This is a genomic window from Acetobacterium sp. (assembly GCF_039830195.1).
GTDB lineage: Bacteria > Bacillota > Clostridia > Eubacteriales > Eubacteriaceae > Acetobacterium.
Genome location: NZ_JBDODG010000030.1, coordinates 52,872 through 71,581 on the forward strand (window position 1 = coordinate 52,872; position 18,710 = coordinate 71,581).

21 protein-coding genes are annotated in these 18,710 nt (G+C 44.2%); 1 reads left to right on the top strand and 20 read right to left on the bottom strand.

Translation table 11 applies throughout. The features are described 5' to 3' along the window. Positions 1-5: 5 nt before the first annotated feature. Positions 6-863, bottom strand: coding sequence for a dTDP-4-dehydrorhamnose reductase (gene rfbD, locus ABGU93_RS08875; RefSeq protein WP_347413110.1), 858 nt, complete (start codon positions 861-863; stop codon positions 6-8). A 281-nt stretch (positions 864-1,144) separates the two neighbouring features. On the opposite strand from rfbD, the gene ABGU93_RS08880 reads away from it, so the two are divergent. Further along, positions 1,145-2,656 carry an LCP family protein gene (locus tag ABGU93_RS08880; RefSeq protein ID WP_347413111.1) on the top strand — a complete coding sequence of 504 codons (1,512 nt, stop codon included), beginning with the start codon at positions 1,145-1,147 and terminating at the stop codon, positions 2,654-2,656. Between the two features lie 112 nt (positions 2,657-2,768). Here the strand turns inward: ABGU93_RS08880 and ABGU93_RS08885 are convergent, their stop codons facing one another. The 19 genes from ABGU93_RS08885 to ABGU93_RS08975 form a co-directional block, all read right to left on the bottom strand. Next, a complete protein-coding gene (locus ABGU93_RS08885) occupies positions 2,769-4,466 on the bottom strand; it encodes a phospho-sugar mutase (RefSeq protein ID WP_347413112.1) in 1,698 nt (565 codons plus the stop codon). Between the two features lie 74 nt (positions 4,467-4,540). Beyond that, positions 4,541-5,416 (bottom strand): UTP--glucose-1-phosphate uridylyltransferase GalU, encoded by an 876-nt coding sequence (galU, locus tag ABGU93_RS08890; protein WP_347413113.1) that lies wholly within the window; start codon positions 5,414-5,416, stop codon positions 4,541-4,543. A 1-nt stretch (position 5,417) separates the two neighbouring features. Further along, the gene (locus ABGU93_RS08895) at positions 5,418-6,749 is read right to left on the bottom strand and encodes a UDP-glucose/GDP-mannose dehydrogenase family protein (protein ID WP_347413114.1); all 1,332 of its coding nucleotides are present in this window, start codon (positions 6,747-6,749) and stop codon (positions 5,418-5,420) included. A gap of 229 nt (positions 6,750-6,978) precedes the next feature. Beyond that, positions 6,979-7,380 carry an ATP synthase F1 subunit epsilon gene (atpC, locus tag ABGU93_RS08900; RefSeq protein ID WP_347413115.1) on the bottom strand — a complete coding sequence of 134 codons (402 nt, stop codon included), beginning with the start codon at positions 7,378-7,380 and terminating at the stop codon, positions 6,979-6,981. Between the two features lie 15 nt (positions 7,381-7,395). After that, positions 7,396-8,796, bottom strand: coding sequence for a F0F1 ATP synthase subunit beta (gene atpD / locus ABGU93_RS08905; protein WP_347413116.1), 1,401 nt, complete (start codon positions 8,794-8,796; stop codon positions 7,396-7,398). 88 nt (positions 8,797-8,884) lie between these two features. Then, the gene (atpG, locus tag ABGU93_RS08910; protein WP_347413117.1) at positions 8,885-9,775 is read right to left on the bottom strand and encodes an ATP synthase F1 subunit gamma; all 891 of its coding nucleotides are present in this window, start codon (positions 9,773-9,775) and stop codon (positions 8,885-8,887) included. Between the two features lie 23 nt (positions 9,776-9,798). After that, positions 9,799-11,307, bottom strand: a complete 1,509-nt coding sequence (gene atpA / locus ABGU93_RS08915) for a F0F1 ATP synthase subunit alpha (RefSeq protein WP_347413118.1) — start codon at positions 11,305-11,307, stop codon at positions 9,799-9,801. 16 nt (positions 11,308-11,323) lie between these two features. Further along, a complete protein-coding gene (locus tag ABGU93_RS08920; RefSeq protein WP_347413119.1) occupies positions 11,324-11,866 on the bottom strand; it encodes a F0F1 ATP synthase subunit delta in 543 nt (180 codons plus the stop codon). Beyond that, positions 11,863-12,369 (bottom strand): F0F1 ATP synthase subunit B, encoded by a 507-nt coding sequence (gene atpF, locus ABGU93_RS08925; RefSeq protein ID WP_347413120.1) that lies wholly within the window; start codon positions 12,367-12,369, stop codon positions 11,863-11,865. Before atpF ends, ABGU93_RS08920 begins: the two co-directional genes overlap by 4 nt. 60 nt (positions 12,370-12,429) lie before the next feature. Then, positions 12,430-12,681 carry an ATP synthase F0 subunit C gene (atpE, locus tag ABGU93_RS08930; RefSeq protein WP_026393412.1) on the bottom strand — a complete coding sequence of 84 codons (252 nt, stop codon included), beginning with the start codon at positions 12,679-12,681 and terminating at the stop codon, positions 12,430-12,432. A gap of 49 nt (positions 12,682-12,730) precedes the next feature. Next, a complete protein-coding gene (atpE, locus tag ABGU93_RS08935) occupies positions 12,731-12,982 on the bottom strand; it encodes an ATP synthase F0 subunit C (RefSeq protein WP_026393412.1) in 252 nt (83 codons plus the stop codon). Between the two features lie 71 nt (positions 12,983-13,053). Further along, complete coding sequence (atpE, locus tag ABGU93_RS08940) at positions 13,054-13,356, bottom strand: ATP synthase F0 subunit C (protein WP_347413121.1); 303 nt, start codon at positions 13,354-13,356, stop codon at positions 13,054-13,056. Positions 13,357-13,380: 24 nt separating this feature from the next. Further along, entirely contained in the window at positions 13,381-14,043 is a 663-nt protein-coding gene (gene atpB / locus ABGU93_RS08945; RefSeq protein ID WP_347413122.1) for a F0F1 ATP synthase subunit A, read from the bottom strand. Between the two features lie 64 nt (positions 14,044-14,107). Then, positions 14,108-14,509, bottom strand: coding sequence for an ATP synthase subunit I (locus ABGU93_RS08950; protein ID WP_347413123.1), 402 nt, complete (start codon positions 14,507-14,509; stop codon positions 14,108-14,110). Next, positions 14,487-14,828: an AtpZ/AtpI family protein gene (locus ABGU93_RS08955; RefSeq protein WP_347413124.1), complete on the bottom strand. Its 342-nt coding sequence runs from the start codon at positions 14,826-14,828 to the stop codon at positions 14,487-14,489. Before ABGU93_RS08955 ends, ABGU93_RS08950 begins: the two co-directional genes overlap by 23 nt. 178 nt (positions 14,829-15,006) lie before the next feature. After that, on the bottom strand, positions 15,007-15,456 hold the full coding sequence (gene rpiB / locus ABGU93_RS08960) for a ribose 5-phosphate isomerase B (protein WP_347413125.1): 450 nt from the start codon (positions 15,454-15,456) through the stop codon (positions 15,007-15,009). Positions 15,457-15,476: 20 nt separating this feature from the next. Next, positions 15,477-16,523: an L-threonylcarbamoyladenylate synthase gene (locus tag ABGU93_RS08965; RefSeq protein ID WP_347413126.1), complete on the bottom strand. Its 1,047-nt coding sequence runs from the start codon at positions 16,521-16,523 to the stop codon at positions 15,477-15,479. 43 nt (positions 16,524-16,566) lie between these two features. Then, positions 16,567-18,000: a nicotinate phosphoribosyltransferase gene (locus ABGU93_RS08970; RefSeq protein WP_347413127.1), complete on the bottom strand. Its 1,434-nt coding sequence runs from the start codon at positions 17,998-18,000 to the stop codon at positions 16,567-16,569. Positions 18,001-18,255: 255 nt separating this feature from the next. After that, the gene (locus ABGU93_RS08975; RefSeq protein WP_186894297.1) at positions 18,256-18,687 is read right to left on the bottom strand and encodes an arsenic metallochaperone ArsD family protein; all 432 of its coding nucleotides are present in this window, start codon (positions 18,685-18,687) and stop codon (positions 18,256-18,258) included. Positions 18,688-18,710: the final 23 nt, after the last annotated feature.

Below are 18,710 nucleotides of genomic sequence, written 5' to 3' on the forward strand. Positions count from 1 at the left end.
ATTGTTTATTTTAAATTTTCCAGATATTCTACCAGGGAAGCCTGCCAGGGTCTGAAATGGTTCATCTGCAAATCATTTAACGCTTTGTTTTCAAGCACTGAGTATTTGGGGCGCGGTGCCGGTCGGACAAATTGCTCTGAGGTTACCGGTTCCACCTGGATATCAATTCCTGATAGTCTGAAAATTTCGACGGCAAAATCATACCAGCTGCATTGTCCTTCACAGGTGCCGTGGTAAAGTCCGTAATGATCGGTATGGATCAAATCAATAATCGCTGCTGCCAGGTCAACGGTACTGGTTGGCGAACCCACCTGGTCATTGACAACCGTCAGTTTGGGATTTTTTGAGGCCAGCTCCAGCATGGTTTTAACAAAGTTATTACCGTCCCCATACAGCCAGGCAGTCCGGACAATAAAATACTTGGGTGCCGTTTCGGAAACAGCTTTTTCTCCCGCGGCTTTGCTTTCCCCGTATACTGTTTTGGGGTCGATGGGATCAGTTTCCAGATAAGGCCGCAACGCGCCATCCATTGTAATCCCCGCACCATCAAACACATAATCAGTGGATACCTGAACTAAAACAATATCCTGATCGCGGGCGATTTCCGCTAAATATCTGGGACCGGCGGCATTTATCGCCATGGCCAGATCTTTTTGGGTTTCGCATCCATCGACATTGGTCAAAGCGCCGCAATTGATAATCACGGTTGGTTGCTCTTTGGCAATAATTGCCGTCATTTTGTCTTTATCGGTAATGTCAAATTCGGGAATATCATATCCAACATGGTCAATCTTTTTTTTCTGCAGTTGCCGGGTTAATTCCCGACCCAGCTGACCGTTTGAACCGGTTAATAAAACTTTCATATTTCACCTTATTTCATCGTTCTTGTTGTGTTTATCTTTTCTGGTTTTTCGCTGTTTTTAAGCTGTCAAGCCATAAAAATTCATTGTCATTATACTGTATATCCTTAAAAAAGTCTATTTTTTTCTAGATTCTTTCAGGTTTTTAAGATAATAGACTACACCAAAAAAAGTCTTTTTCAGTTTAATATTTGATCATAAACGATAATTCAATGTTTTTTTAAGCATATTTATGTTATTATTGGTTGATATGATTATAGCTCGTTAAATCGAAAGGAACCTTTATGAAAAAGAAAATAATTTTAGTCATCCTATTTCTGATCGTCTCACTAATAGGCACCGGACTAGTATATGGCTTTAATACCATCAGCCAGATAAATCAAATGGTTGCCGAACCAAAAATGGATGAGGCTGATTTAAAAGTTAATAATGATCTGGATATTGATACCATCAATATTGCCGTTTTTGGAGTGGACGGACGTAGCGACATTGAGGGTGATCGTACCGATACGATTATGATTGTCTCGATGGATTTCAGAAATGGAAACATCAAGGTTACCTCGGTCATGCGTGACTTACTGGTACAAATACCCGAAACCAAAGACACTTATGAAAGTCTTGATAAAATAAATGCTGCCTATGCCTATGGCGGACCTGAACTGGCGGTTAAAACCCTGAATGAGAATTTCGATTTAAATATCAAAGATTATGTGATCGTCAATTTTGATGCTATGGTCGATACCGTTGACGCTCTGGGCGGGGTTGAAGTCAATGTGAAAAATGAAGATGTTCTGGAATGGACCAATAAGTATATTGATGATGTCAACGACAAGGTTGGTAAATCTGACCCTTATCTGCAAACAACCGGGGTGCAAACCATCACTGGCGTTCAGGCTCTGGCCTATGCCAGAAACCGTTTTAGTGATGACGACTTCTATCGTACCGAACGCCAGCGGGAGGTTGTCGGTCAAATTGCCGATAAAGCCTTCAATATTGATATGGCCACCGGCATTAGCCTGTTGGGCAAGGTTTATCCCTACATCAAAACCACCCTTTCAATCAGTGAGCTGACCACCTATGCCAAGGCGTTTTTAGAATCGCCGGATAAACAGTTTATGGAGTTCCGACTGCCCACCGATGCCTACGCGACCACTGCCATGATCAACAGCGTTTCTTATGTCGTGCCGAACAATCTGGTCAATAATGTGATTGCCCTTCATGCCTTTATCTACGGGCCTGCCCAGACGACCACCACGACCGATACCACCACTGCCAGCGGTAGTTCATCAACTGCAACGGATAGTAGTAGTACCGACAACACCTCTGCCAGCACGGGCAACCGCACCAATGTCAACAGCCCGACCACCAGTTCCAACACCAGTGTATCATCGGGAACGACTGCCGGTTCAAGCACCTATACCGCTTATGTCCCTTCAGCTCGAGTCAAGGAAATCAGTGATGCCATCGCCTACTACGCCGGCACCGGTTCATCCACTTCATATAGCGAATCCAGCGACAGTGACAGCAGCAGCGATTATTCCGACTCCAGCAATTCGGGATCGACCTATTCAAACCCGGAATCTTCAGGATCGGATTCTTCTGATAGCTCCAGCTCGTCAGACTCAGATTCCTCCAGTTCGGGCGGGAGTTCTTCCGATTCTGACTCCGGTTCGGGCTCAACTGACTCAGATACTGGTTCTGACTCCAGTTCCGGATCTGATTCCGGCTCAACTGATTCGGATTCGACCGGAGAAAGCAGCTCCGGCGACAGTACATCCACAGAAACGGTTAACTAGTTTTTACTTTTACGAATCAATTCAAGCAAAAGGCGTTATCCCGCGAATTGGGATAACGCCTTTTATTAATGCTTTTTTTATTTTTTGGCAACTATCTTAACATAATCAAAGCCTAGATTAAATCTGTTACCTGCTTTTTCAGCAGTTCTTTTTTCGCCGTAGCTTCTGCCTGGGTTTTTCCGGTTACCGAGAAATAAATCTTTAGTTTGGGTTCTGTCCCGGAGGGACGCAAGGCAAACCAGGAATAGTCATCAAAAATAAATTTCAGGACATTTGATTTGGGCAGATCAATCTCTGATTTCGCTCCGGAAACCATGTCATTGCTGATACCCGCTTCATAGTCATTAAATCCAATCAGTTTGGCATCGGCAAAACCAGGGAAGCTGACCGTTCTGAATTTCTCCATAATGGCCGTGATTTTGGTTTTTCCCGCAATGCCTTCAAGGGTCAAGGCGACCACGTCTTCAATAAAATAACCATGCTTTTCATACAGGCCAAGCAGAGCTTCATAAAGACTCAGCCCCTGTTTTTTATAATAGTCGGTCATCTCACAAACCAGGGCTGATGCGACGACGGCATCCTTATCCCGGGCGTAGTTTCCCGCCAGGTAACCATAACTCTCTTCGTAGCCAAAGGCAAAGGTATAATCGCCGCTTTGCTCAAAATCCGTCATGCATTCGCCGATGTATTTAAAACCGGTCAGCACATCCAACACAGCCGCACCATGTGATTTGGCCACAATCCCCCCCAGTTCGCTGGTGACGATTGTTTTGATAACCACCTTATTATCCGGCAGGTCAGTTCGGGTTTTCAGGTAATAATCAACCAGCAAGGCACCGGTTTGATTGCCGGTAAAGACTTCAAACTCACCGGTTTGATTGCGGCCAACCACCCCAACCCGATCGCAATCCGGATCGGTGCCAATAATAATATCGGCGCCGCATTCATCAGCCAGAGTCATAGCCAGAGTAAAGACCGAACGATCTTCCGGGTTGGGATAGGGCGCTGTGGTAAAATCACCATCCGGCAACTCCTGCTCCGGTACCACAATTACATCCTGATAACCCAATTCTGCCAGGACCCGGCGCACCGGTTGATTACCCGAACCATGCAGTGGCGTATAAACCACTTTCAAGTCACTGTTGGGATTGGGCAGGCAAATGGCTGTTACGGCCGCCGTAAAGGCATTATCCATTTTTTCGCCGACCGTCTTAATGATTTTCTGATTGCGGCCTTCCGCTACTGTCATAATCGGGATATCAAAAACATCCTGAATTTTGGCAATTTCGGCAATTAAGGCATCGGCCGCGGCCGTCACCATCTGGCCGCCATCCGGTCCATAGACCTTGTAGCCATTGTATTCTTTGGGATTGTGGGATGCCGTAATAACAATACCACCGGCAGCTTTCAGCTCCCGCACCGCAAAAGACAGTTCCGGTGTTGGCCGCAGCTCTTCAAACAGGTAGGCCGCAACCCCCATTTTCCCCAGCACCCCAGCCGCGGTTTCAGCAAATTTTCTGGAGTTATGGCGGGAGTCATAAGCAATGACCACACCCTTTTCCCAGTTCTGAATATCCTGCCGCAGCAGGTATTTTCCCAAGCCATAGGTTACCTTAGCCACGGTGTAAATGTTCATCCGGTTGTTACCGGCGCCCATTTTCCCCCGCATGCCCCCGGTGCCAAACTCAAGGTCGGTATAAAAGCGGTCTTCAATTTCTTTTTCGTCAGTGATGGCTACCAGCTCCTGCCGTAGTTCGGCGTCCAGTTCCGGCTGATTTAACCAGTTTTGATAAGCTTTTTTATAGTCCATTGTATTCCTTTCTCCAATCCTTTCGGGTGATCACACAGGCTTGTTAGTCCCTTGCTCAAATCAATCAGATTTATCTATTTATTATTCAATAAGGTTTCTAAATATTTTTTAAAATCGGCGCCCAGTTTATTGTCCCTTAAGCCATATTCTACGGTAGCCTGAAGAAAGCCCAGCTTGTCTCCGACATCATAACGTTTACCGACAAAGTCATAGGCAACCATCTTTTCCATCGCCGCCAGGGTTTTAAGGCCATCGGTGAGTTGAATTTCACCGCCGGCACCCTTGCCGGTATGCTCAAGCACCTCAAATATTCCCGGGGTGATGATATATCGCCCTAAAATTGCCATGTTTGATGGCGCGGTGCCAATGGCCGGCTTTTCGACCAGATCATTGACCTGATACACCCGTTCGCCTACCGCATCCCCGGAAACGATACCATACTTATTGACCTGGTCCGGAGCAACCTGCTGAACCCCGATTACTGATGCCCCATAAGTATCATAGACCTCCACCATTTGTTTCAGGGCCGGGTTTTCATCATTATAAACAATATCATCCCCCAACACCACTGCAAAGGGTTCATCGCCCACAAATTCTTTGGCACAAAGCACCGCATGGCCCAGCCCTTTAGCTTCTTTCTGTCGCACTGAAAAGATTTTCGCCATGTTTGTGATGGCTTCCACCTGCTCCAAGGCCTCGGTTTTTCCGCCAGCTTTTAACAAGGCTTCCAGTTCCGGTACCCGATCAAAATGATTGATGATGCTTTCTTTATTGCGGCCATTGATAATCAATATTTCTTCGATCCCCGATGCCACAATTTCTTCGATAATATATTGGATCGTCGGTTTATCAACAATGGGCAGCATTTCTTTCGGCGTCGATTTGGTAATTGGTAAGAATCGGGTCCCCAACCCTGCCGCCGGAATAACTGCTTTGCGAACTTTTTTCATGTTATTTTATCTCCTTTTCCGGAATTCCCAGACCTGAATAAATAAAACCTTTTGGTGGTTCATCCCCAAATAGATTTCTAAAATCAAAGAAAAAGTTGTCTTTCATGCCGGTCCGAACCCGTTCCTGATCCATTCCTTTGAATTCCCGCCAGCTGGTAATCAGGACAATGGCGTCGGCATCCTGGGCCGCTTCATAAACATCATGACAGTAGGTGATCTCATCCTTCTCGTTGTGCAATCGCCATTTCGCTTCCTGATTTCCTTCTGGACAATAAATTTGCATTTTAGCTCCGTCAGCTACCAGACCTTTGACGATATTAACCGAAGGAGCTTCCCGCATATCGGTGGTTTCCGGTTTGTAGGACAAACCTAAAACGGCAATGGTTTTTCCTTCCAGATTACCCATGATCCGTTTGATTTTTTCGACCATTTTATTTTTCTGTTTCTCATTGGCCTGAATGGCACCTTTGACTACCATAAAATCCTCGCCATAAGCTTTGGCAATCTCTACCAGGGCCTTGGAATCCTTAGGCAAGTCACTGCCGCCATAGCCCGGGCCAGCGTCCAGATAGCCCGATCCAATCCGCTCATCACGCCCCATACCGTTGGAAACATCGAGAATATTAGCATTGGCGTTTTCACAAAGCAAAGCCATCTCATTGATAAAGGAAAGTTTTGTGGCCAAAAAGGCATTGACCCCGTATTTAATCATTTCCGCACTCTGGGGATCGGTGATCACATAGTTTTCTTCTCGGACATGAAGGCTGTCATAAACACTTTTTAAGCGCTCTACCGCGGCCGGCGAGTCCGATCCGATGACCACCATATCCGGTACCAGACAATCCTTGATCATCGAGCCTTTGCGGGCGAAATCCGGATTGCTGATGACATCAAAGGGGATATCCACCTCCCGGTCATCCAGGGTTTTTTGGATCGTTTGCCGGATAATCTGGCAGGTCCCTGGCGGCACCGTTGATTTAATCACCACCGTTACATAACCTTCCATATGGTTGCCGATGCTCTGGGCGATCGGCTTCATAAAGCGGAGATCGGGAAAATCATCATCATTGGTCGGCACTTCACAGGTTATAAAAATGATTTCGCTTTTTTTAATGGCGTTTTGAATATTTGAACTAAAGTACAACCGGCCAGTTGATACTGAAGTCGAAACCAACGCCTTTAATCCCGGCTCATAAATCGGCAATTCACCCTCCGTGAGCATATTGATTGTTTCTTCGTCCGTATCGACGCAGATCACATTCACATCCGAATCTGACAAAATAGAACCATAGGTAATTCCCAGAATACCCAGTCCGATAATACAAATATTCATTCCTTATCCTCCGTTTGCAATGGTTTTAAGTCCTTGTACCATCACATCGCTGTTTACTCATAGTTTTATCATTCATCGATTGACACACAATGTCCCTAACTTTCAACCTAGATTATAGCACAGAAAAAGGGTCTTTAAAACACTTGCCCCCAAAAAGCAAAATAAAAAAAAGAAAGCCGAGACTCATAATGAATCTCAACTCTCTTTTATTTAATTTAAAATCTTTGAATTATAAACCTTCTTTTGAATTGATACGCGCAATTGCTCTTTCCAAAGCTGCTTGAGCTCGGGCTGTATCGTATTTTTCATCCTTAATACGTTGCAGAGCCCGCTCTTTTGCTTCTTGAGCTCGTTTAAGATCAATTTCTTCCGGCCATTCAGCCGCATCGGTTAAAATAATGGTCTCTCTGGGATTAATGGTGGCAACGCCTCCTAGGAGGGTGCCGCATTTACTTTTTCTATCGCCAAAAATTATATTAAAGGTACCAATGGCTACTGTGGTGGTCAGTGGTGTATGCTCTGCAAGCACAGCAAACTCCCCTTCTGTTCCCCGGATAACAATACGCTCGATATCATCATCGAAAAAGATGCCGGTTGGCGCAATGATTTTTAATCTGAAAGTTTCAGCCATTAAAACTCACCTCAACTAACCTTTTATTTTTTTTGCTTTAGCAACTGCGTCTTCGATTGTACCGACCATCAGGAAGGCACTTTCTGGTAAATCATCATGTTTTCCTTCAAGGATTTCTTTGAAGCCCTTGATGGTTTCGCCAATGGTTACATAAACCCCAGCCGTACCGGTAAACTGTTCGGCAACGTTAAATGGCTGAGAAAGGAAACGTTCAATTTTACGCGCCCGGGATACCGTAATTTTATCGGCGTCAGACAATTCGTCCATCCCTAAAATTGCGATAATATCCTGTAATTCTTTGTAACGCTGTAAAATTTCCTGTACTTCACGAGCTGTTTCGTAGTGTTCCTGGCCAACAATTTTGGGATCAAGAATACGAGAAGTAGAATCCAGGGGATCCACAGCTGGGTAAATACCTTTTTCTGTGATGGCACGGTTAAGTACTGTGGTAGCATCCAGATGGGCAAAGGTAGTCGCAGGAGCAGGGTCAGTTAAGTCATCGGCAGGTACGTAAACAGCCTGAACCGATGTAATTGAACCCTTGCTGGTGGATGTGATACGTTCCTGTAGCGCACCCATTTCGGTAGCCAGGGTTGGCTGGTAACCAACCGCACTTGGCATACGACCCAGCAGCGCCGAAACTTCTGAACCAGCCTGGGTGAATCGGAAAATATTATCGATGAAAAGAAGCACGTCCTGGCCTTCCTGATCACGGAAATATTCAGCCATGGTCAGTCCGGTCAGCGCAATCCGCATTCTGGCTCCTGGGGGTTCATTCATCTGACCAAAGCAGAGGGATGTTTTATCAATAACCCCAGACTCCATCATTTCGTAGTAAAGGTCATTCCCTTCACGAGTACGTTCACCAACGCCAGCAAAAACGGATAAACCACCATGCTGGGTTGCAATATTATTGATCAATTCCTGAATCAGTACGGTTTTACCAACACCAGCACCACCGAACAGACCAATTTTACCACCTCGAACGTAAGGACAGATCAAGTCAACGACTTTGATTCCGGTTTCAAACATTTCTGGCTGGGTTTGTTGTTCTTCAAAAGATGGTGGATGACGATGGATCGGGTGCATCGTTACACCGGTTGTATCAAAGGGTTTTCCATCAATTGGTTCACCCAAAACGTTAAACATTCTGCCAAGGGTTGCTTTCCCTACCGGCACTTGAATCGATGCTCCTGTATCCACAGCTTCCTGATTTCTTACCAGACCGTCTGTGGAGTCCATAGCAATACATCTGACAATGTCATCTCCTAGTTGTTGAGCTACCTCAATTACCAGGGTGTGTCCATTGAGTTCAATATTAACAGCGTTGTTCAATTTTGGCAGCTGGTCTTTTTGAAATTTAACATCGACTACTGGTCCAATAACCTGAACAACCTTCCCTATATTTTGGGCCATTCCCTATAACCTCCTTGTGCAAATTAATTTGCACTCATTATTTATCATTATGATGTCCTGGCCGGCTACGCCGCCAGTTTCTGCTTGTTTATTTTAATGCTTCCGCACCGCTGACAATTTCCGAAATTTCCTGGGTAATTGCCGCTTGTCGTACCCGGTTGAACTTGAGTGTTAACGCATCGATCATTTCATTGGCATTGGTCGTTGCCGATTCCATGGCGGTACGTCGTGCCCCTTGTTCACTGGCGGCACTTTCAATCATCGAGCCATAGACGGTGCTGCTGACGAAGTTTGGAATCAGGTAATTTAGCAGTTCTTCTGGTTCTGGCTCATAGAGCATGACCGTCAAATCTTTGCTTTTCCCTTCATTTTCCACAGCTTCAGCTTTTTTAACCGGTTTGAGATCTTCCACACTCAGTGGAAGCAACTTCATTAAGTGCGCATGCTGAGAAATGGTGGAAATAAATTTGGTATAGGCAATATAGACTTCGTCATATTCCCCATTTTTAAATCCTTCCATCACTACTGATGTCACTTCTCTGGCATTAAAAAAGTTTGGTCGTTCCGAAATACCGAGATATTCACCCTGGATATTGTAGTCGCGATTTCTGAAATGATCCCGACCACGAGATCCCACGGCATAAATTACAGCATCTTCTTTATTCGCTACGTGATCCTCAACCAGTTTAGCAACATTCACATTGTAGCCACCAGCCAAGCCTTTATCCCCAGTTATGACGATATAGGCTACTTTTTTGACTTCACGCTGGTTCATAAAAACATTTCGGGTGCTTCCACTTTTTTCAACAATGCGTCCCATACTTTCAATCATGGCCTCAAAATAAGGGCGACGACCTTCGGCCAGCTCACGACTTTTTCGCAGCTTTGCCGAAGCCACCAGTTCCATGGCATGGGTGATTTGCTTTGTACTGTTTACACTTTTTATCCGACGTTTAATATCTTGTACGTTTTCTGCCACTCAGAATCACCTCCGCTGACAATCTATACAGATTTACTGAAAACTTTTTTATAAGCCTCAATACATTCAGCAAAAGCTGCGACAACCTCATCTGAAAGGCCGTCCTTCCCTTTAACCTTAATCATGATTTCAGGGTAATTCTTTTGAGCATACTTCATCAGGCCTTTTTCGAATTCACGGATATTTTTTACTTCAACGTCAAGCAGGAAGCCGTTAGTTGCCGCAAAAAGAATCAGAACCTGTTCTTCAACCTTCATGGGGTCATATTGATCCTGTTTCAGGATTTCAACGATACGTTCCCCTTTTGCCAACTGCGCTTTGGTCGCATCATCAAGATCTGATCCAAACTGAGCAAAAGATGCCAACTCGCGATACTGAGCGTACTCAATACGAAGTGGTCCGGCTACTTTTTTCATGGATTTGATCTGGGCGGAGCCCCCAACTCGAGATACGGAAATCCCGGGGTTAACCGCTGGACGAATACCAGAACGGAAAAGTTCGGCTTCAAGGAAGATCTGACCATCTGTAATCGAAATTACATTGGTTGGGATATACGCCGAAACGTCACCAGCCTGAGTTTCAATAATTGGCAAAGCGGTGATCGATCCACCCGCTTTAAGCTTGGCAGCACGTTCCAGTAACCGTGAATGCAGGTAGAAAACATCCCCTGGGTAAGCTTCACGTCCTGGCGGACGACGAAGAATCAGGGACATGGCTCGGTAAGCCACCGCATGTTTAGATAAATCATCATAAATGATTAAAACATCTTTTTGTTGTTCATTCATGAAATATTCAGCCATTGTAACCCCAGCGTATGGCGCCAGGTATTGGAGTGGTGCCAATTGGGCCGCCCCAGCTGAAAGAATAATGGTATAGTCCATGGCATTGTTTTCTTCCAATTGTCCAACGATCTGGGCAACGGTTGATTCTTTCTGGCCAATGGCTACATAGATACAGATAACATCTTCACCTTTTTGGTTGATGATGGTATCAATCGCTAATGCTGTTTTCCCGGTTTGTCTGTCACCGATGATTAACTCACGTTGACCACGTCCGATGGGAATCATCGAATCGATGGCTTTATAGCCGGTTTGAATTGGTTGATTAACCGATTCACGTTCGATAACACCAGGTGCTTTAACTTCAACGGGACGACGGTGATCGGTAACAATTGGGCCTTTCCCATCAATTGGGAAACCCAAAGCATTAACAACACGGCCAATCATAGCTTCGCCAACTGGCACTTCAACAATACGTCCGGTACAACGAACGATATCACCTTCAACGATGTTATCATCATAACCTAAAAGAACACAACCAACGTTATCTTCTTCAAGATTTAATACCATTCCGTAAACCTCGTTTGGGAAAGCTAAAAGCTCGCCTGCCATAGCATTTTCAAGACCATGAACACGGGCAACCCCGTCTCCAACTTGAATGACCGTACCGACATCGACGACTTCAAGCTTATCTTCATAACGCTCTATTTCATTTTTAATAATTTGACTTATTTCCTCTGGTCGGAGATTCAACTTTACTCACCTCTTTTTAATGTAGTCTTAAACTGTTCATTTGTGTTTTCATTTGAGTTAACTGATTTTTGATGCTCCCATCAATAACCTGATCCCCTACATAAACCACAGCACCACCAAGAATTGACTCATCGATGACATTTTCAAGAATCACCTTTTTATCAAAACGCTTAGCCAGGTTTGCTTCCAAAGCGACCCGCAGGGCTTCGTCCAGGGGCACCACGGTTAAGACCCGGGCTTCCACTGTATTTTTGTAGGGCAACACCAATTGTTTGAATGTATCATGAATTTCTAACAGAAATTCAAAACGATTTTTATCCAAAAGAATGTTTAAAAAATTTCTCAAGTACTGATTATATGAGTCTCCAAAAACCCGGCCAAGAACGCCTTTCTTTTCAGAAGTGTTCATTGAAGGGGTTAACATCAGATTCATTAATCCGGCTTCAGACTTGAAAAGATCAATGACCGAAGAAAACTCATCGTACATTCCATCAACAAGATTGTTATCAACGGCTGTGTCAAATAAGGCCTGGGCATATCTTTTCGCTACTAAACTCATTTAGCATCCCCTACCTTATCGATAAAGTCTAAAATCATGGCTTCATGTTGTTTTTGATCCATGGATTTGTGAATAATTTTTTCAGCCGCAAAGAGTGACAAATCAACGATGTTGGATTTAACTTCGTTCATCGCTTTGCGTTTTTCGACTTCAATTTCAATCATCGCTTTTTCGATAATCAGTTTTGCGTCAGCATGAGCTTTTTCAACAATATCGTGTTTTTGAGCCTGTGCTTCCACATTTGCGTCTCGAATGATCTCGCGTTCTTTGGAACGGATATCGGCCAACATTGTTTCATATTCCTGTTTCAGTTTTGCTGCTGCGGCATTTTTTTCAGTAGCACCTACTATTTCTGCCGAAACATCCTCTTGTCTTTTTGCAATGATATCTTTAACTTTTTCGTAGAAGAATTTTTTCAACAGTAAAAAGAAAATAATAAAGTTAACGATTGTTGCCAGTAAGAGTTTTAAGTCAATTCCAACTAAGCCTGCGTATTCAAACATAATGTTATAGCCCCCTTTCTAATTCATAAGCATAAACGTATTTCATTACAAAATCACCTATTAACCAAGAAAAGGATTGGCAAAGAGTAAAATCAGTGCAACAATCAAACCGTAGATACCAGTGGTTTCTGCAACCGCTGCACCTAAAAGCATGGTTCTGACGATGTCACTTTGTGCTTCTGGTTGACGTCCAACCGCTTCTGCACCTTTACCAGCTGCAAAACCCTGACCAATACCAGGTCCTACCCCAGCGATCATCGCAATACCGGCACCAATAGCTGAGCATGCTTTAATAAAATCTAAACCTTCCATTTGTGTATCTTCCTCCTAATTTCAACCGAAATTTATAATTAATTTTTAATTAACCAAGAAATGGGTTTGCAAATAATAAGATCAATGCAACAATCAACCCATAAATACCAGTGGTTTCAGCAACTGCTGCACCAAGAAGCATGGTTCTGACAATGTCACTTTGTGCTTCAGGCTGACGACCTACGGCTTCTGCACCTTTACCAGCGGCAAAACCCTGACCAATACCAGGTCCTACCCCGGCGATCATGGCAATACCAGCACCAATAGCTGAACACGCTTTAATAAAATCTAAACCTTCCATAATTAAACGTTCCTCCTAAAAATTTCCTTCCCTCTAAAAGGGATTCGTAATGATTAAAATCAATACGACGATTAACCCATAAAGGGGTTCGCAAAGAGTAGAATCAATGCGACGATGAGCCCATAAATACCAGTGGTTTCAGCAACTGCTGCACCCAGTAGCATTGTTCGAATAATATCACTTTGGGAATCGGGCCGAATTCCCACAGCTTCTGCGCCTTTACCGGCGGCAAATCCCTGACCGATACCAGGTCCTACCCCAGCGATCATGGCTGTCCCTGCGCCAATGGCAGAAAATGCTCTAATCACATCAATGCCATCAAACTGACCGAGAAACTGCAATAAAAAATCTACAATATTCGCATCACCAATCATACCGTTTCCTCCCTTTCTCTCTCATTAATCCATAGCCCCAGAAACAAACACCATGGTTAGCATTGTAAAGATAAAGCTTTGCAATAATCCTGAGAAGATATCAAAGTAGAAATGGAACGGAACTGGAATTAGAACAGGAAAGAAATACAATCCCGCTAATGCCGAATACAGTAGTGCCATAATGATACCGCCGCCGAGCATGTTTCCGAAAAGACGGAAAGACAAGGAAACCGGATTCGCGAATTCTCCAATTATATTAATTGGCAGCAAGAACGGCATTGGCTCAAGGAAACCCTTGAGGAAGCCGCCCAATCCCTTTGATTTTAAACCAAAGAACTGGGTCATAAAAAATGTCATCAAAGCCAGGCCAACGGTACAGTTTAAATCGGCTGTCGGAGATCTCAGACCATAGATTCCAGACGTGTTCGAAAACGCGAGAAACATAATTAGCGCCAGCATGTAAGGTGCAAATGCCATCTTATCTTTTCCCATCGTTTGTCCGACTAAATTGTCCATAACCGTGACAATGGTTTCAGCAATGACTTGGGCTTTTCCTGGACGCTTTTGCATATTTTTTGTTAAAATAGCACACACAACCAAAATCATCGCCATGATGATCCAGGTGTTCACAAGTGTTTGTGTGATGGGGAGCCCGAAGAGTTCCCCGTAAATTTTTGGGCCTTCCATTGTTTTTTCACCTCATTGTCCAGGCGTTTTAAATTTTTAAAGCGCCTATTGTGTTTTTGGATTTTTACGCCTCATTGATCAAGACGTTTTTTTTTGATACTGTTGTATTGATTAAAACTGAAATTTTTACGGCAACCAACCCAAGCAGCACACCAATGATGTTTACCCAGGGATTAATAATTGCCACATATATAACAACACCGGTTAACAGGTATCTCAAAAAATATCTGGTCTGAACATATTTTTGAGCCCTCGCCGATGGCATTTTCATTGCTTTGTCAAAGGTTAATTGCATTAATCTGAAATTGAGGATACTGTAAGCGCCACCAAAGAGAACACCTAACGCAAAGGCCAGGGGATCTTTAGTAAGAAAGCCAAACAGCATCAAACCCAGGCTGACCAGCCCACCATCAATCATAATTCTTGTTTCCAAAGATAATTTTTTAAAATTTTGTATCGTTTTCATTATCCTCATCTTCCTTTTTTACCTGATCCCGGTATGCTTGAGCACGCTTTTTTACCGCGGCTTTCTCTTCATCTGTCATATTTTCGGATGTTAATTTCTGTGCCTTTTCGCTCATCCGCAAAGGAATCACATACATATTTCTTAAGCCCGCGAGAACCCCCAGCACGGCTAAAATAATCACCACCATGTTGCCGGTATGAAAATAGAAATCCAGAACCTTGCCAATGAAGATCATAATCCCTACCGGTACGAGCACCGAGATCCCAATCTGCGAGATCATCGCCAGGTACTTATAAGGCTTCTCCTTTTCGCTTTTCATCCAATACTCCATTATTCAAATAATTTTTTGCTGTAAATCGATACTATTTTGTCATCTAATTTGTTAAACAATCTACAATCTAAAAGAAAAAAACTAATATTTATCTTTTTGCGTGAAATCTTTTACATATAGTATCACAATTCCATAGACTTGTATATACAGCAATTCTGTTTTTTTGCTATTTTGAATATTTTTTTTCGATGGCCGTAATCCCATCAATACGCCGTTGGTGACGGTCTCCGCCAAACTCAGTTTCCAGCCAGATTTTGACAATCCGTAGCGCCAGACCCTCGCCTAAAACCCGGGCGCCCAGCACCAGAACATTGGCATCGTTGTGCTCTCTTGACATTTCAGCCATAAACTCATTGGTACACAAAGCCCCCCGGATTCCCGGGACCTTGTTAACTGCCATGGAAATACCCAAGCCGGTTCCGCAAATAGCGATGCCCCGATCGCAGTCTCCAAAGCTTACCGCTTCGCCAACCCGTTGCCCATAAATGGGATAGTCACAGGAATCAGTTGTGCCGGTTCCGAAGTCAACGACCTCGTGCCCCTGCTCTATCAAAAATGGTTTGATGGCTTCTTTTAAAGCCAATCCACCATGATCTGAACCAATTGCAATTTTCATTTTTTATTTTCCTTCCTATTTTATATAAAGGCATAACCAGCAGCTTTATACAGCCGGTTGATTAAGGCCAATGTTTCATTGTTCAGTGGAATATCTTCCGCATATATTTTTTCTACCCCAAGCTCATCAAAGGTCCGCAATCGGGAAAAAAGATTTTTCGACATTTCTTTGGGATCAATTCGACTTCCCAGCGAAATGATGAAACCTTCCCGATAAAAGTCCATCGTTTCATCACTGGCCAATACCCCGATTGTCATCGGTTTACCTTTGTGATGAGACAAAGCCCTGGTAATTTTCTCGCGGATTTCTTCCGGGCTACCCTTAACTACCACCAATTCACCCTTGGGCGAATAGTGGGTGTATTTCATCCCGGGCGACGAAACCTTCTCCGGTACCACATTCTGGGTCACATTAGAGGAGACCTCCACGTCACCCAAAACCTCCCGCAGTTCAGCCAGCGTGATATCCCCCGGTCTCAGCACCACCGGTGGTTCGACCGTCATATCAATCACTGTCGATTCCAGACCCAGTTCGGCGTCAGACGATAAGATTATCCCGTCAACCCGTCCATCCAGATCCTCAAGCACATGTTTTCCCTGGGTGGGACTGGGCCGGCCTGAGCGATTGGCACTGGGTGCGGCAATCGGGTATCCCGCCATTTTAATAAACGCCTGGGCAATGGGATGATCCGGAAAGCGAACCCCCACCGTATTCAATCCCCCCGTAACCTCGGTTGGAATGGTGGCCGCTTTTTCCATTACAATTGTCAAAGGACCTGGCCAAAATACTTTCATCAGCATCTCAGCCTTGGCTGGAATATTGGCAACCAATGGCTTCACCTCATCCAACCCGGCGATATGGACAATCAGCGGATTATCATCCGGCCTGCCCTTGGCCACAAATATCTTTTTGATCGCCTGGGGATTCATTGCATCAGCGCCCAGCCCATAAACCGTTTCGGTGGGAAACACAACCGTTCCTCCGGCTCTGATCAGACTGGCAGCTGCTTCTAAATCGCTTAACGCCGCTTCATCAAGAGCTTCTATCTTAACTATTTTTGTTTTCATTGTTGTTTCCATTTTTCTTAATCCGTTATCAACAACGGTATCTTTATTCGGCCTCACTTAATAACTGTTGTTTCAATGTCCACAGGTTTTCGGATAAATCGACATGATAAACATGGGGATTCACCATCCGCTTAAAAGCTGGCCACAAACTGTCTTTTTCATCTTTTAAGTGCTGCTGAATTTCTGAGATCGTTGGTGATTGATACACACACTTGCCATCGATAAAAATCGGTATCAGCAGTTCCCGGATATAATAATCGGTGATGATCCGTTTTTTCCAGGTATGCACCGGATGAAAAATAGTCAGCGGTTCGGCTTCATCAATCGTTTCATCTTCCAATGTAATTAAATCTGCCAGGGCCATCCCGTTGCTTTTGCCATAGATGCGAAAGATCTTTTTATATCCGGGGTTGGTGATCTTTTCCGGGTCGTTGGATACCTTCAGTTTTGATTTGCCAGAGATCACCGACAGTTTATAAACCCCACCCAAAGCGGGACAATCGTAGGCCGTGATCAGCTTGGTACCAACCCCCCAGGAATTGATTTTGGCACCCTGGCTCTTTAAATCTTTGATCAGGTGTTCATCCAGATCCGACGATGCCACAATCCCGGCGTCTTGAAGACCTGCTTCATCCAACATTTTTCTGGCTTCGATACTAAAATAGGCCAGATCTCCGGAATCGATCCGAATCCCATAGTGACCAGTAATCGCGCCTTCGGCCAGGGCTTTTTTGAAAACCTTGATGGCGTTGGGCACCCCCTTTTCCAGGGTGTTATAGGTATCCACTAACAGGGTGGCATTATCCGGATTGTATTTTACGTATTTTTCAAAGGCCTCCAGCTCAGTATCGTAGCTGAGAATAAAGCTGTGGCTCATCGTTCCCATCGCCGGTCGATCGAGCATTGCTTCAGTTTCGACCACACTGGTTCCGGCACAACCACCGATGACTGCGGCCCGGGCGCCATAATAACCGGCTTCCGTTCCGTGAGCCCGCCGTAAACCGAACTCCATGACCACATCCCCTCGGGCTTCTTCGATGATCCGTGATGCCTTGGTAGCGATGAGGGTCTGATGGTTGACAATACTCAAGATCGTAGTTTCCACAATCTGGGCTTGAATCAGCGGGGCTTTGACCCGAATAATCGGTTCCATCGGAAAAATTATGCTTCCTTCCGGAATGGCAAAAATTTCCCCTTCGAATTTGAAATTCTCCAGATAGGCTAAAAAAGCGGGTGAAAATTCAGGATGATTCTTTTTCAGTAATGCCGTATCTTCCTTAGTAAACCGGATGCCATTGACATATTCAATAACCTGCTCTAATCCGGCCACAACGGTATAACCACCCTCAAACGGGTTATTTCTAATAAAAACATCAAACACAGCTTCTTCATTTTCCTTACCATCTTGAACGTATACATTTCCCATGGTAAATTGGTATAAATCCGTTGCGAGCTGAAGCTTTCGGTCAAATTGCATACTAAATTCTCCTTCTTTTCACATTGCATATTATTCTACCACTTTATTAGAGTAAAATACAAACTTTTTCAATATAAATATTTGTATGCTGTTCCCGCTTTTTCCCTGTTTTTTACACGTTTCCGCTGAATTCGTTTACTAATATTCTCCTTGTTAATAATTATACAATTGCGATAATAAATTCTTGTGGTAATTTTTAGTAAAAAAAAGAAATGCTCTCGCATTTCATATTTTTTAACGAATAATTTTACCTAATCAACCACAGCTATTACAATCACCGGTACAATCACTGTCGTCACAGTCATTCTCTTTGACATCCTCACTAAAACCAAATAAAACTGTTTTATCTTGCTTTTCCCGGTCAGCATAGATTTGTAAATCGCTCCAGGGCAGTCCGGCCCATTTGGCCAGAGCAAAATCGGTTGGGTATTTTTCCATCATCTCGATCTTTCCATCGACAATGGTCAGTGGCAAACAATCGATGCCTTTGGTGGCAATCGCTTCCTTTACCACAAAGCTATCCATAAAGGCGGGCATATCGTCCATCACGTTATACCGGGACACCGAAACACCCCGTTCTCTTAAATCCTGGACCATATGCTCAATCCGGATTAAATCGGCCTCGATCATTGGATCGCAAACGCCGCTGGCACAGCCGGCTGGTTCGTATATTTCTACTTTTTTCATTATTACCTCCTGCGATTATCTTC